Source organism: Lysinibacillus sp. NPDC056232, from assembly GCF_042267565.1.
GTDB lineage: Bacteria > Bacillota > Bacilli > Bacillales_A > Planococcaceae > Lysinibacillus.
The window spans coordinates 1-14,471 of sequence record NZ_JBHJTF010000046.1 but is presented as its reverse complement, the minus strand read 5'-3'; the positions used below and the strand labels follow the sequence as shown (position 1 = coordinate 14,471).

The window sequence follows — 14,471 nt, the reverse complement described above, 5'->3', positions numbered from 1 at the left end:
AGCGAAGCTTGTAGAAAGGAGGGGGATCGATGCTTCATAAATGGGAAGGGATTGTCCTAAAGGTGCGTGCCTATGGAGAATCAAATAAAATTGTAACATTACTAACAAGAGAAGCGGGAAAGGTTGCAACGATGGCTCGAGGAGCGAAGAAGCCTTCCAGTAGATTAGCATCTGTGACACAGCCATTTACATATGGCATGTTTATGGTACAGCATCATACTGGTATGGGAACATTGCAACAAGGTGAGCATCTTAATTCAATGCGCCATATTCGTGAGGATATAATGGCAACAGCATATGCAAGTTATATAATGGAACTTGTCGAGCGAGTAGTAGAAGAGGGGAAATCTGAGCCACTTGCATTTGATGTGCTCCTTCAAGCATTACAAGCAATTGAGGAAGGTTATGACCCGGAGGCCATTACATTGTTTGTAGAATGGAAAATGCTACCCTATACAGGTGTACAGCCTATATTACATGCTTGTGCTGCATGTGGTGCCATAGATGGTGAATTTGCATTTTCTTTTGCGCAGGGAGGTTTTTTATGTCATCGTTGTTATCAGCAGGATCCTTATATCATTCGATTAACACCGACCCAGCTTAAGCTTATTCGGATGTTCTATACTGTACCAATTGACCAGATTGGAAAACTAGACCTAAAAAAGGAAACGAAATATTTTATAAAAAAAATAATTACAACCATTTACGAGGAACAAACAGGAATTCATTTTAAGACTAAAAAATTTATTGAACAGCTAGAGCGAACGCCTGAATTTCAGTTAAGAACAAATACAGAACAAGAAAAAACGCCAGAAGATCATTAATATTGATCTTCTGGCATTTTTTCTTTTTTTAAAAAATTCGTCTTGAAAATACAGGGAAAAGGCGGACTCCTAATGTTATCCATCCGAATGCTAGGCGTTATTTTATCAAAATGTTATTTTTTTATAGTGGCATTGCTTTTTTTGCTAATGACATTAGGACAAATTGATTAATCCTGTATCATTCGCAGAAATTTTATTTTTGAGAGAAATTTAACTATAACTTATAAATATAAACTTCTGTTTTCTAATAAATAGGTCTTTGTATACTTTTTATTTAAAATTAATAGCTGCTACGAAATAAATTTTCTAGGTCTAAAATATTAATTTTGTTACAGTTTTCAATATAAACATAGTATAAACTGTTCATTCCAATACCATATACTAGTTGAAAAGACATTTTACTCTATGATATTGTAATTAATATAGATGATGATATTTACCTTCTTTCAGCAAATGTTTTTCGTAGCGAAAGCAAAGCGTCAGCTACAAATGTTTTCGTAGCGACAGATACAAAAGTCTCCCACCTAGGCTAACTGACCTGCATTGGTAAAAACACCACGAACGTGGCATTACCGAAATGACCGACATCGTGTCGGCCTTCATGTTGTTGCCGCTGCCGCTACACTTTCACGCAAAAAACATCTGCTGCTGCCGCTACACTTTCGCGCAAAAAACATCTGCAGGCCTAAGCACAAAGCCGAATCAGGACGCATTGTTTATCTGCCCGAAAGCGAAGCGACAGCGACAATTAAGTCGAGACATAATTGACGAACAACGAACAACGAACAACGAACAACGAACAACGCAGTCTTACTGAAGAAGGAGGGAGTCACATAATGCTTGAGCATTACAAATGTGGCAGAAAATATGCTAAGAAAAGTGACATTAAGTATTGATGAAGTTGAAGCAAATGATATTTTAGCTGAAGATATTTTTTCGGAGTATCGTTTATTAGCTAAAAAAGATCTAGTTTTAACGGAAAGAATTATTGCTTTACTTAAACTTAGAAAAGTTGACGAATTATCGGTTTATTTACCAACTGATTCAGTCCGAATTGTTCATGATTTAAGTGTTCAGCGTTCAAAGGATTACGAGGATTTATTTGCACCGCTAATGGATAAAAGGGATGAGACAGATGAGTATAAAGAAAAAGTAAGCCACCTTTTTATGACTACATTAGAGAATGTTGTGCATGAATTGCGCTATGGTCAAATTTTAAAAAGCATACAAGATACTGCTTATGTACGAGGTATTTTTGAAAAAGTTTTAGAAAAAAAACATCGCTATGAATTACTCATGCGGTTAAAAGAATGGGATGAGTATTCTTTTGTCCATTCATTTGATGTTTTTGTTTTAGGGACAATTTTTGCCCGTTATTTAGGTTTAATGGATATCGAAACGCTAGCAAGAGGCTATTTGTTCCACGATATTGGGAAGGTATTTATTCCGCAAGAAATATTAAATTTAAAACGAAAATTATCGGAAGATGAATTTGATATTGTCAAAACTCATACAACTAAAGGTTATGAGCTACTCATCGAAAATGGGGAAGAGGATATCTCCTATTTAGCACGTGATCATCATGAGCGCTTTGCTGGTCAAGGTTATCCGAATCAGCTTTGTGAAGATGATATGTGTGAGGGAGTTCAAATACTGCAGATTATTGATGTTTATTCAGCTATGACATCAAAACGTGTATATCATTCGGGATATGCTGCAACAGATGCATTAGCTGTTTTATATCGTGATCGACATTTATACAACGAGAAATTTATGCATAATTTTGTAGAGTGCTTAGGGATTTATCCTGTTAACTCAGTCGTTCAATTATCTGATAATCGTAGTGCGCAAGTAGAGCTTGTCTATGATTTATTCCCAACATTACCTAAAGTTAAGTTATTAGATGAGCAAAAGTCTATGATTTTACCTTTAAATTATAGTGTGAAAATTTCGAAAATGATAGATTATCGTACTAACAGCTTTGAAGAAATTTTTAACTTATTTATAGAACAATTAATTCGTTGTGACGAAAATAGCTTAAGGGTCTACTTTAAAAAATTAATAGATCATTTACATCCTAAAGAAATTGTTTTAAAAATATTTTTACCTGCCTTTCGAATTCTACGTTTATTAACAAGAGAAATCCAAACGGATATGACAAAGTATAGAAATTCTATTAATATTCTACAAAAGTTATTAGAAGAGCAAATAAATATATTGTATATGGACTATCAGCATGAGAAAACAACTGTATTAGTTGTGGAAACTTCACTTCGTGAAAATTTCTTCATAAAACTTGTGCAAAGTATTTTGTATATTGATAAAATTGTGCCGTTTTTTATTAATCCGGATGATGACCAACGCATTTCACAATTGATGGAACATTGTAACGTAAATGTAGCTTACTTTATTGAGGATAAACTAACAATTGATAAGAGGGTTCGCCCAATGCGAGAAGGAACATTCCTTTATTATACACTTGTAGATATCGAGGAAATACTAATAAGCTTAGTAGGTATGAGTATGAAAAGGTTTTCATTTGAGGAGAAGATGCAAGAGCGCTTGTTTTCATCATTAAAGACCTAACAAAAGAATCACGATACAGCTATCAGGAGTATCTTTTGTCTATAGTTTAAAGGGAGTCGCTTAATGCGACTCCCTCTTTATATACTTATGAATTTAGAATTGAAGATGTTTTTCAATGTATGCTTTAACATCTGTAATTGGCATACGAACTTGAGACATCGAATCGCGGTGACGTACTGTAACTTGACCATCCTCTTTTGAGTCAAAGTCGTAAGTGATACAGAATGGTGTACCAATTTCATCTTGACGACGGTAACGTTTACCGATTGATTGTGACTCGTCAAAGTCAACTGGGAATGCTTTGCGAAGCTCTGCCCAAACAGTAGTAGCCTCATCCGAAAGCTTTTTAGAAAGTGGTAGGACCGCAGCTTTAAATGGCGCTAGAGCAGGGTGGAAGCGTAAAACTGTACGCTTATCATCGCCTTCAAGCTCTTCCTCGTCATAAGCATCGCAAAGGAATGCTAATGTTACACGGTCTGCACCTAAAGAAGGCTCGATACAATATGGAACATAACGTTCGTTTGATACTGGATCGATGTAAGTGAAATCTTCACCAGAATGCTCCATATGCTGTTTTAAATCGTAATCTGTACGATCTGCTACGCCCCAAAGCTCGCCCCAACCGAATGGGAATTTAAATTCGATATCACTTGTAGCGTTAGAGTAGTGAGACAATTCGTCTTCTTCATGATCGCGAAGGCGCATAGATTCTTCGTTCATGCCTAAATTTAATAACCAATTTTTACAAAACTCTTTCCAGTATGCGTGCCATTCAAGGTCCTCTCCTGGCTTACAGAAAAATTCAAGTTCCATTTGTTCAAATTCACGTGTACGGAAAGTGAAGTTACCTGGGGTAATTTCGTTACGGAATGATTTACCGATTTGTGCAATACCGAATGGTGTACGTTTACGCATAGAACGTTGTACATTTTTAAAGTTCACGAAAATACCTTGTGCTGTTTCTGGGCGTAAATAAATTTCGTTAGTAGAAGATTCTGTTACACCTTGGAATGTTTTAAACATTAAATTAAATTGACGAATATCTGTAAAATCAGCTTTACCGCAATCCGGGCACACTACGTCATACTTAACCATCGTTTCTTTCATTTGATCAAATGTCATACCATCGACAATGATTTCGTCACCTTTAGCTAGCGCAGCATCTTCGATGATTTTATCAGCACGATGGCGCGCTTTACATGCCTTACAATCGATCATTGGATCATTAAAGTTACCAACGTGACCAGAAGCAACCCAAGCTTTTGGGTTCATTAAAATTGCAGCATCTATCCCAACATTGTGCTCTGATTCTTGGACAAATTTTTGCCACCATGCTTTTTTTACATTGTTTTTTAATTCAACACCTAGTGGACCGTAATCCCAAGTGTTTGCTAAGCCTCCGTAGATTTCAGAACCCGGGAAGACAAAGCCGCGATGCTTCGCTAATGATACAATTGTTTCCATTGATTTGTTAGCCATAAAAATAGCCTCCTTTATAGTTTTCAAAGAGTGAACTTTGATGTTGTTTTAGCGTATTTATACAATTGATAAATTCGCTAGATATTTTTAATTTAGGTAGAACTAAATTAAAAATAGCACCCGTCTCCGGGCACAATAAATGCCCAGGGACGAGTGCTAAAACCCGCGGTTCCACCCTGATTGTTTTAAACGAATTGTTTAAAACCTCTTTTCTAAAAGTTAGCTCAAGGAGTGCCTTTTCTCTGTTGCTATGTAGACTTTCACTATCTTCTACTCGCTTTAAAATGGAACAGATACTTTTTTCCCGTCATCGCCTATATAACGCAAATTACTCGAAAATACATCTAGAGCAAGCGTATTTGTCAATATTGTAGCATGTAGTTCTTTTCTTCGCAATAATTATTAAAATAGTATATAATAATCGAGCATAAGTATAACACTATTAGATTTGAGGCGGTGAGTCCAATCGAACTCAATAAACGTCAGGAAGACATTTTACAAATTGTGAAAGAAAACGGCCCAATCACAGGCGAACATATTGCAGAACGTCTCAATCTGACAAGAGCAACTTTAAGACCAGATTTAGCAATACTCACAATGGCTGGCTTTTTAGATGCTAGACCTCGTGTTGGCTATTTCTATTCAGGTAAAAAAACATCCGTTACATTGACGGATAGTATTAACAATTTAAAGGTGAAAGATTTTCATTCAGGACCTGTCGTTGTACCAGAAACAATGACTGTTTATGATGCGATTTGCTTCATGTTTTCAGAGGATGTTGGAACACTCTTTGTCGTAGATAAGAATGAATTTTTGACAGGGGTACTTTCTCGTAAGGATTTATTACGTACAAGTATTGGCACGCAGGATTTAAACAAAATTCCTGTACATATCATTATGACACGTATGCCAAATATTTCGTACTGCGAGAGATCAGATTCTTTAGTTGTCGCAGCGAATAAACTGATTGAACGAGAAGTGGATTCGCTACCAGTAGTTGAGCCACAAGAAGGTGGATTGACAATCGTTGGTCGTCTTACAAAAACGACGATAACACGAGCTTTCTTATCACTTGCACAGAATGACTAAATAGTTGAAGGAGAGCAGCATGAAAAGACTACGGGTTTTTGTTGTATCTGATTCAGTCGGTGAAACTGGTGACCAAGTAGCGAAAGCAGTTATTAGCCAGTTTCGGCCTGGTTTGGAAAACACGGTAATTCGCCGTTTTCCTCATATACAATCAGAGGAGCTCATTCGGAAAATTGTAAGCCTTGCAGCGAAGCAAAAGGCATTTATTGTGTATACGCTTGTTCGCCAGGAAATGCGATCGATCTTACAGGAACTGTGTGAGCAAGAAAAGATATATGCTGTGGATATTTTAGGGCCTGCTTTAAAAACAATGGCAACCTTTGTGGAAGAATTCCCGTTAGAGGCACCAGGAATTGTTCATCAACTAGATGATGATTATTTTAAAAAAATAGAGGCTATTGAATTTGCAGTAAAATATGATGATGGTAGAGATCCACGAGGTCTATTACAGGCTGATATTGTGCTAGTCGGTGTTTCCCGTACCTCTAAAACACCGCTATCACAATATTTAGCACATAAACGCTATAAGGTGGCGAACGTACCTTTAGTACCAGAAGTAGAGCCACCTGAAGAACTTTTAAAAATTGATCCGAAAAAGTGTTTTGGTTTAATTATTTCTCCTGATAAATTAAACTCAATTAGAAAAGAGAGATTGATGTCTCTAGGATTGAATGATGATGCTATCTATGCGCAGCATAATCGAATATTAGAAGAAATCCAGCATTTTGAAAAAATTGTCGCTAAAATTGGTTGTAAGGTTATTGATGTGACAAACAAAGCTGTTGAGGAAACAGCAAATGTCATTATTGAGCATATCTTAAACTGTAAATAAGAAACGAATTGATGATAAACCACCTCGGTTATAAGAGGCGGTTTTTTTGAGTCGGGTATGAAAATAGTATAGATAAAAACTAATTTTTGTTTTATAATAATAAAATTGTGGTAAAAATATTTATTAAGAGAAAAATCCTATTTTTTTGTCGAGAAATAAAGGATTTTTAAATTGGATAGCGAATTGTGTTTTAGAACGTAATTTAAAGATGGTGATGAATTTGGCAGGGAAGATTCCTGAAGAAGTGATTGAACAGATTCGCACACAATCGAATATTATTGATGTCATAAGCGAATACATGCAGCTTACAAAGCGTGGGCGCAATTGGTTTGGCCTCTGTCCTTTTCATGGAGAACAAACGCCATCTTTTTCTGTGTCATCAGACAAACAAATTTTCCATTGCTTTGGTTGTGGTGCGGGTGGTAATGCTATTACTTTTGTCATGGATATAGAAGGTATTTCTTTTCCTGACGCTGTTGTGAAACTTGGTGAACGTGTTGGCATACATTTAGATGTTGGGCCAAGTTTACCAGATGTAACGAAAAAGGTATCTAAAGCAGAAGAAAGGATGAAAGAAGCACACGCTTTTGCAGCAGATTTTTTTCAACATTTACTGTTAAATACAGAAGATGGTGAAGAACCTTTAAATTATTTGCTAGAAAGAGGATTTACAAGGGAACTTATAGAATCTAATAGCATTGGATGGTCTCTTCCAAGCTTTGATGCATTAACGATATTGCTTGAAAGAAAAGGTTATAACTTACAAGAAATCGCGGAAAGTGGTTTAGTGATCAAGCGTGAAGGGGAAGAACGCTATTTTGATCGTTTTAGAGGGCGGATTATGTTTCCCATCCGTGATGAGAACGGTAAGATTATAGCATTCTCTGGACGAATCCTTGCGTCGACTGGTGAAGAGGCAAAATATTTAAATAGTCCAGAATCACCGATTTTTCAAAAGAGTGAAGTGCTATATAACCTAGATAAAGCACGAACCTCCATTAGAAAAAATCGTCAAGTAGTATTGATGGAAGGGTTTATGGATGTTTTAGCAGCAACTTCTGTTGGTGTAACGAATGCTGTAGCAACAATGGGCACTTCGCTTACGAATCAGCATATCACAAAGCTAAAACGCTTAGTAGAGCAGGTTACGGTTTGCTATGACGGTGATAATGCAGGTTTTGATGCGGCCAAAAGAGCAGCACAGTTACTTCAAACAGAACGTATGAAAGTCAATATTGCGGTGTTACCAGATAAGCTAGATCCCGATGAATACATTCGTAGTTTAGGTGGACAAGCATTTAAAGAACAAATTTTGGAAAACCCCCATGCGTATATTGCTTTTATGATGATGCATGCTAGACGAAATAAGAACTTTCAGTTTGAAAATGATACGCTTCAATATATTCAAGAAGTTCTTGAACAACTGGTAGGTAGATCGTCACCAGTTGAACGAGATTTGTATATAAGACAGCTATCGAATGAGACAAATATCTCGGAAGAAGCGATTTATGCTCAATTCCGAAAGCTAGAGGCAAATCAGGTACGTTCTACAAACGTAGAAATACCTGTTCAGACGCCTTCGATGCCGGTCACTCAGCAACATAAGCCTATGGACGCAGCTGAACGTGCCGAACGTTTATTACTGGCTCATATGCTTCATAATATAGATGTAGTGGACAAGGTATTACGTAGTGAGCAAAAAGATCCGTTTGTACGAGATGCCTATTTGGCAGTTTTTGTTCGCTTAGTAGGATTTTATGAGGAATATGGTCATCCTGATTATCAGCGTTTTGTTGAGATATTAGATGACTCTGAATTACGCAAGATCGTAATGGAAGCGGCTTTAACGGAACGGGATCCCGACCAAGCAGAGGCAGAGGTCACAGACTCAATACGTCAGCTGCAAAAATATAGAATTGAGCAAGAAATTCAACAAAAGATGCATGAGTCAAAGGAAGCGGAGAAGATGCATGAGTATGCGCGTGCACTTGAAATCGCCCAACAGATTATTCATTTAAGAAAATCGTTATCGGCGATTTAATCCGATTCGGTTGTTTAGAAGGAGGAAGGTTTATGGCGGACAAGTCAGAACGTTCAAAAGAGGTAGAAGTAGAAATTACATTAGATGAAGCAAAAAAAATACTACAAGAAAAAGCAAAATCAGAAGGTGAAATTTCAATGAAAGAAATTTCAGAGAAACTAGCGCCTTTTGAATTGGAGAACGAAGAGATTTTCCACTTTGCTGAGGATCTTGAAAAGGCTAAAGACATTCAAATCATTGGAAAAGAAGAGTTTGAAGAAGAAAGCTTAATGAAAGAAGAAGCAAGCGAAGAGACTTTTGATTTAAATGATTTGAGTGTACCACCGGGTGTTAAAATAAATGACCCTGTACGTATGTATTTAAAAGAAATTGGTCGAGTTGATTTACTTTCTGCCGAGCAAGAAATCGCATTAGCGGAACGTATTGAGCAAGGTGACGAAGAAGCACGTAAACGCCTAGCAGAAGCGAACTTACGTCTTGTTGTATCGATTGCAAAGCGATATGTTGGCCGTGGAATGCTATTCCTTGATTTAATTCAAGAGGGGAATATGGGGCTTATCAAGGCTGTTGAGAAATTTGACTACCGTAAAGGCTTTAAATTCTCCACTTATGCAACATGGTGGATTCGCCAAGCGATTACACGTGCAATTGCAGACCAAGCACGTACAATTCGTATTCCAGTGCATATGGTAGAAACAATTAATAAATTAATTCGTGTACAACGCCAATTACTACAAGACTTAGGTCGCGAGCCATCTCCTGAAGAAATTGGAGAAGAAATGGATTTAACACCTGAAAAAGTACGTGAAATTTTAAAAATTGCACAAGAACCAGTATCTCTTGAAACACCAATTGGAGAAGAAGATGATTCACATTTAGGAGACTTTATTGAGGATTCTGAAGCTCAATCTCCATCTGACCATGCAGCTTATGAATTGTTAAAAGAGCAATTAGAGGACGTGTTAGATACATTAACTGACCGTGAAGAGAATGTCCTTCGCTTACGTTTCGGTCTAGATGATGGCCGTACACGTACATTAGAAGAGGTAGGGAAAGTATTTGGTGTAACACGTGAACGTATTCGCCAAATTGAGGCGAAGGCGCTTAGAAAGCTACGCCACCCTTCTCGTAGCAAACGTTTAAAAGACTTCTTAGAATAAAGCTACACAGGTTAGGGCTATCTAATTAGTGAGGACTAATTGGATAGCCCTTTTTGCGTTACTATTGAATCAGGAGAATACTCGTATAAGCGAAGTCTATCAAAAGAAAATATTGTTTCGAAAATGTTTATATCATGTACTAGAATCTGATAAACTTAATATTTTTGCTACTTTATATAGATGTGTTCTGCAATGTTTTGAGATAAAATTGGAATAACAACCATATAAAGCAAATGTTTGGAGCAAAAACTATGACAAATCCTCGAAAAAAAATAATCTTGAATGAGATTTTGTTTTGGAAGCAAAATAAGCTATTACCAGAGCATTACTGTGACTTTTTAGCGGCTCTTTATGCAGAGGGGGAAGATGTAGAGGAGTTAGAACCAGTACATCATAAACAAGCTATATTGCCTTCAGAAAAGAAAAGGCTACTACTTATAATTGCAGGTATATGTATTGCGATGATTGCGCTGCTATTTATTTATTTTACAATAGCATCCTTCATGATCATTTTAACGGTTGTCGTTGGAATAGCTGCTTTAGTATTATTTCTGACAGCATTTCGAATGGCACGAAAAAATGATTTATTAGCGCCTGTTTTCCATTTGTTGGCCGCTGTTTTATTGTTTAGTATGTCTATTCGAATTTACACTACATATTTTAACGGAAATAATATTGCATTGTTTTGCTTGATTGCAGCGAACTGTGGGGTTTGGCTTTGGTCAGGTTTAAAAATGAAGCTACTTTATTTCACGGTCTCAGGTGTCCTAGGGTTACTAGCACTGATTAGCTATTATATCATAAACTTATTATAAGAACTCATTTTGTAAAATTAGTTTCGCTGACAAATGACAAGAATCTGTTTGCTTTTATATAGCTTACAGATTCTTTTTTTTTATCAAAATGTGATCTCGAAATTTATCCCATGTAAATTGCTGACGACTAAAAACAATAATCTGAGTATTGTGTTTCTGATATTGGAAAGTATAGAATATTAATGGTTCATTACCGAAAGTTTTGGATGACTTTTATTTTAATGTATGCAATATATATAAGTTGATTGGAGTGGAGGCTGGGCGACTCCTCGGGGATCAGCAATAGAGGAACGAAGGCTAAAACCATCACATCCTGTGATAACGCCTTCGTGACCAACATCGGTGCCGCTGCCGCTTCGCTTTCGCGCAAAAAACATCTGTTGGCCCGACGCCCACAGGAAGCTTTGCTCTGTGCGAAAGCGAAGCGACAGCAACAATGTTTTATCTGTGCGAAAGCAACAATGTTTTATCTGTGCGAAAGCAACAATGTTTTATCTGTGCGAAAGCGAAGCGACAGCAACAATGTTTTATCTGTGCGAAAGCGAAGCGACAGCAACAATGTTTTATCTGTGCGAAAGCGAAGCGACAGCAACAAATGTTTTATCTGTGCGAAAGCGAAGCGACAGCAACAAATGTTTTATCTGTGCGAAAGCGAAGCGACAGCAACAACAAAGCGCCCAGCCGGAACGGAAATCAACCATACGTTATGGTGATGAGTCATGATAATAGGACTTATTGCTATGGCTTATTCTATTAGCAAATATCAATAAGTTATTTTGATTTTCTTGGTATATGAATGCGTAAATAGAGGAAAGATAACAACGTGTAAGGAATCTAAGTTAAACTTCTTCAAGCCGATTCTGGACGCAATTTTGGAAAGGCATAATTGATTGCTAAAAAGATAATAGATAGTCCAAATATTGGCGTTTTCAAGACATATTTTATCCAATAGATACAGAAATGTCGAATTTGTTACAAACAAAGGAAAACTTAGCGAATGGTCTTTTCGTTTCATGGTTAATGAAGTACAATATTAGATGTTGACTGATTCTATATTATAATAGAAGTAGATTTACAATGAGGAGGGGAAACATATGAAAAACAATCCAGTCGTTCCTTACATCTTAATTCTTGCATTTGGTATTGGTCTTATTTTCTTCATGTCTTTAACCGGTGCAGATAACAAAAAAGAAATTGCTGCTGAAAAAGAAGGCGGTGGCGAAAAGACTGAAGCTACTGATGACGGCTCAGCTTTAGTACAATCTTGTATTGGCTGTCACGCTGCTGACTTAACGGGTTCTGTAGGTCCAAACTTACATGGTTTAGATGAGGCTCGTATCGTAGACGTTTTAACTAACGGTATCGAAGGCACACCAATGACACCTGGAATGAAAACTGAAGCGGAAGCAAAAGAAATCGCTAAGTACATTTCAACTCTAAAATAGTTTAAAGATGTAGCTGCACTGAAAGCGTTTAATCGTAATTGGTGCAGCTACAATTTATTTATCTTCAGTAAAATGGAGTTGCTCAAAATTTGAGACAACTCCATTTGTTTTTTTTCTCGACATCATACATACTAAGAATGGACACTATTGAAGACAGGCGGTAAAAAAATGAATGCACAAAAATTATCAAAACGATTAGAAACAGTAGCAAACTTTGTTCCCTCAGGCGCGGTTGTAGCTGATATTGGGAGCGACCATGCATATTTACCATGCTACTTAATTCATAAAGGTATTGCTTCTTATGCAGTAGCAGGGGAAGTTGTGAAAGGGCCATTTGAATCAGCAGTTGGACAAGTGCAAAAGGAAGGCTTAACAGAAAAAATTACAGTACGACTTGCGAGTGGTTTAGCGGCAGTGGAAGAAGCGGACCATGTTGATACCATTGCTATTGCTGGAATGGGCGGGCCTCTAATTGTCTCCATTTTAGAAAAGCATCCTGAAAAATTAAATGGGGTAACAAGGCTTATTTTGCAGCCAAATATTCATGCTAAAGTGATTCGCGAATGGGCATTAGCACATAATTGGGCAATACAGGATGAAGCGATTTTAGAGGAAGACGAAAAAATTTATGAAATTCTTGTCTTGCAAAGAAGTTCAATGTCGTTAACGGAATCGGAAATTTTATTTGGTCCGAAATTAATGCAACGAAAATCACCAGCATTTATAAAAAAATGGTCGCGTGAAAAAGAAAATTGGCAGCGTGTACTACAGTCTATTGAAGGGGCAGATCAAACACCTGAAATTGAAGAAAAACGTGCAGAGTTAGTAGCTCTACTCAATTTAGTGGAAGGGGTTCTGTGAGATGAAAATAGTAAACGGTCAGGAAATTATCCAATTATTCGAATCATGGTCGCCTAAAAAGCTAGCCTGTATGGAAAATGACCCAATTGGTCTTGCGATTGGCACATTAAATAAACCTGTAAGTAAAGTATTAGTCACATTGGATGTGAATGAAGCAGTAGCAGACGAGGCTATTGCTCAAGGATGCGAACTAATAATTGCGCATCATCCACCGATTTTCAGACGACTTTCGAATATTCGTACTGACAATCCAGCCGGGCGTTTATATGAAAAGCTTATTAAAAATGATATTGCTGTTTATGCAGCACATACGAATTTAGATGTGGCTGAAGGTGGTGTCAACGATTTACTAGCAGATGCTCTACAGCTTGAAAACCGTGTTATTTTAGAAGAAACTTATGCGGAAAATATGTTGAAGCTGGCAGTTTTTATACCGACTATAAATGCCACTGATTTACGTGAGGCATTAGCAAAGGCGGGAGCGGGTCGCATTGGAGATTATGAAGCGTGTAGCTATACTACAATGGGAGAAGGGCGTTTCCGTGCATTAGAAGGTGCAAATCCACATGTAGGTTCTATTGGTGAATTACATGTTGAAGAAGAAGTAAAGATAGAAGTAGTATTTCCGGAATCCGTAAAAAATCGTGTGCTAAAGGCAATGTTAAACACACATCCATATGAAGAACCTGCCTATGATCTTATTCGTCTAGACCAGCAAACAAATGTCATGGGCTTAGGACGAGTTGGTTATTTACCACAAGAAATGACTCTTCACGAATTCACGCAATTTGTCAAGAAGCAGCTAGACGTACCTGCTGTACGAGTTGTTGGCGATTTACAGTCGAAGGTGAAAAAAGTTGCGCTTGTCGGTGGCGACGGCAATAAATATATCTATTCTGCGAAACGTGCTGGAGCAGATGTATTTTTAACAGGAGATATGTATTTCCATACTGCCCAGGACGCTCAAGCAATCGGTCTGCAAATCGTAGATCCAGGTCATCATGTGGAGAAGGTGATGATTGCCGGAGTAGCTAAAAAGATGGCAAGAATGTGTGAGGATAAAAAATATTCTGTTGAATTTGTACAATCTACTATTCATACAGAACCGTTTTTATTCGTGTAAGAGAGGGGAATATCTGTGGCGAATGAAAGACCTGCCGGTAATAAAGCCGGCAAGTTATGGATTATGATTGGTTTACTAATTGCTGTGTTTGGGTAACTAAACTGTTACGACAAATTTAAATAAAACTATACAAATCTGTATAGAAGCATAGATTTATAACAGAATACCCTTCGTATCAAGCGATTGGTGCGAACTCCACGTTAATTGCTTTTAACT

Annotated in this window: 13 protein-coding genes; 11 read left to right on the top strand and 2 right to left on the bottom strand. The window is 37.3% G+C overall.

What is annotated here, in order from left to right; translation table 11 throughout:
- The first annotated feature begins 29 nt into the window (after positions 1-29).
- Positions 30-824: a DNA repair protein RecO gene (gene recO, locus ACFCYJ_RS23485; RefSeq protein ID WP_376077730.1), complete on the top strand. Its 795-nt coding sequence runs from the start codon at positions 30-32 to the stop codon at positions 822-824.
- Between the two features lie 840 nt (positions 825-1,664).
- Complete coding sequence (locus tag ACFCYJ_RS23480; protein WP_376077728.1) at positions 1,665-3,410, top strand: HD-GYP domain-containing protein; 1,746 nt, start codon at positions 1,665-1,667, stop codon at positions 3,408-3,410.
- A gap of 93 nt (positions 3,411-3,503) precedes the next feature.
- Here ACFCYJ_RS23480 and ACFCYJ_RS23475 read toward each other — a convergent pair whose 3' ends face one another.
- A complete protein-coding gene (locus tag ACFCYJ_RS23475) occupies positions 3,504-4,889 on the bottom strand; it encodes a glycine--tRNA ligase (protein WP_376077725.1) in 1,386 nt (461 codons plus the stop codon).
- 456 nt (positions 4,890-5,345) lie between these two features.
- Between ACFCYJ_RS23475 and ccpN the strand changes: the two genes are divergently transcribed.
- The 5 genes from ccpN to ACFCYJ_RS23450 all read left to right on the top strand — a co-directional run bounded on the left by ccpN (position 5,346) and on the right by ACFCYJ_RS23450 (position 10,826).
- Complete coding sequence (gene ccpN / locus ACFCYJ_RS23470; RefSeq protein ID WP_323647243.1) at positions 5,346-5,978, top strand: transcriptional regulator CcpN; 633 nt, start codon at positions 5,346-5,348, stop codon at positions 5,976-5,978.
- A gap of 19 nt (positions 5,979-5,997) precedes the next feature.
- Positions 5,998-6,810, top strand: coding sequence for a pyruvate, water dikinase regulatory protein (locus ACFCYJ_RS23465; RefSeq protein ID WP_376077723.1), 813 nt, complete (start codon positions 5,998-6,000; stop codon positions 6,808-6,810).
- A 208-nt stretch (positions 6,811-7,018) separates the two neighbouring features.
- Entirely contained in the window at positions 7,019-8,851 is a 1,833-nt protein-coding gene (dnaG, locus tag ACFCYJ_RS23460; protein WP_376077720.1) for a DNA primase, read from the top strand.
- Between the two features lie 32 nt (positions 8,852-8,883).
- Positions 8,884-10,011: an RNA polymerase sigma factor RpoD gene (rpoD, locus tag ACFCYJ_RS23455; protein WP_370042139.1), complete on the top strand. Its 1,128-nt coding sequence runs from the start codon at positions 8,884-8,886 to the stop codon at positions 10,009-10,011.
- A gap of 251 nt (positions 10,012-10,262) precedes the next feature.
- Entirely contained in the window at positions 10,263-10,826 is a 564-nt protein-coding gene (locus ACFCYJ_RS23450) for a hypothetical protein (RefSeq protein ID WP_376077717.1), read from the top strand.
- Between the two features lie 218 nt (positions 10,827-11,044).
- Here ACFCYJ_RS23450 and ACFCYJ_RS23445 read toward each other — a convergent pair whose 3' ends face one another.
- Entirely contained in the window at positions 11,045-11,203 is a 159-nt protein-coding gene (locus ACFCYJ_RS23445) for a hypothetical protein (protein WP_376077715.1), read from the bottom strand.
- Between the two features lie 34 nt (positions 11,204-11,237).
- Here ACFCYJ_RS23445 and ACFCYJ_RS23440 point away from each other — a divergent pair, with 34 nt between their 5' ends.
- The 4 genes from ACFCYJ_RS23440 (at position 11,238) to ACFCYJ_RS23425 (ending at position 14,255) form a co-directional block, all read left to right on the top strand.
- Complete coding sequence (locus ACFCYJ_RS23440; protein WP_376077713.1) at positions 11,238-11,549, top strand: hypothetical protein; 312 nt, start codon at positions 11,238-11,240, stop codon at positions 11,547-11,549.
- A 371-nt stretch (positions 11,550-11,920) separates the two neighbouring features.
- Complete coding sequence (locus ACFCYJ_RS23435) at positions 11,921-12,271, top strand: c-type cytochrome (RefSeq protein ID WP_376077710.1); 351 nt, start codon at positions 11,921-11,923, stop codon at positions 12,269-12,271.
- A 168-nt stretch (positions 12,272-12,439) separates the two neighbouring features.
- Positions 12,440-13,132, top strand: coding sequence for a tRNA (adenine(22)-N(1))-methyltransferase (locus tag ACFCYJ_RS23430; RefSeq protein WP_376077708.1), 693 nt, complete (start codon positions 12,440-12,442; stop codon positions 13,130-13,132).
- 1 nt (position 13,133) lies between these two features.
- On the top strand, positions 13,134-14,255 hold the full coding sequence (locus ACFCYJ_RS23425; protein ID WP_376077705.1) for a Nif3-like dinuclear metal center hexameric protein: 1,122 nt from the start codon (positions 13,134-13,136) through the stop codon (positions 14,253-14,255).
- Positions 14,256-14,471: the final 216 nt, after the last annotated feature.

What these genes read in the sequence shown, in the direction of transcription:
- recO (WP_376077730.1), top strand. Translation starts at nt 30, where the DNA reads ATGCTTCATAAATGGGAAGGGATTGTCCTAAAGGTGCGTGCCTATGGA.
- ACFCYJ_RS23475 (WP_376077725.1), bottom strand. Translation starts at nt 4,889, where the DNA reads ATGGCTAACAAATCAATGGAAACAATTGTATCATTAGCGAAGCATCGC.
- ACFCYJ_RS23465 (WP_376077723.1), top strand. Translation starts at nt 5,998, where the DNA reads ATGAAAAGACTACGGGTTTTTGTTGTATCTGATTCAGTCGGTGAAACT.
- dnaG (WP_376077720.1), top strand. Translation starts at nt 7,019, where the DNA reads ATGGTGATGAATTTGGCAGGGAAGATTCCTGAAGAAGTGATTGAACAG.
- rpoD (WP_370042139.1), top strand. Translation starts at nt 8,884, where the DNA reads ATGGCGGACAAGTCAGAACGTTCAAAAGAGGTAGAAGTAGAAATTACA.
- ACFCYJ_RS23450 (WP_376077717.1), top strand. Translation starts at nt 10,263, where the DNA reads ATGACAAATCCTCGAAAAAAAATAATCTTGAATGAGATTTTGTTTTGG.
- ACFCYJ_RS23445 (WP_376077715.1), bottom strand. Translation starts at nt 11,203, where the DNA reads ATGTTTTTTGCGCGAAAGCGAAGCGGCAGCGGCACCGATGTTGGTCAC.
- ACFCYJ_RS23435 (WP_376077710.1), top strand. Translation starts at nt 11,921, where the DNA reads ATGAAAAACAATCCAGTCGTTCCTTACATCTTAATTCTTGCATTTGGT.
- ACFCYJ_RS23430 (WP_376077708.1), top strand. Translation starts at nt 12,440, where the DNA reads ATGAATGCACAAAAATTATCAAAACGATTAGAAACAGTAGCAAACTTT.
- ACFCYJ_RS23425 (WP_376077705.1), top strand. Translation starts at nt 13,134, where the DNA reads ATGAAAATAGTAAACGGTCAGGAAATTATCCAATTATTCGAATCATGG.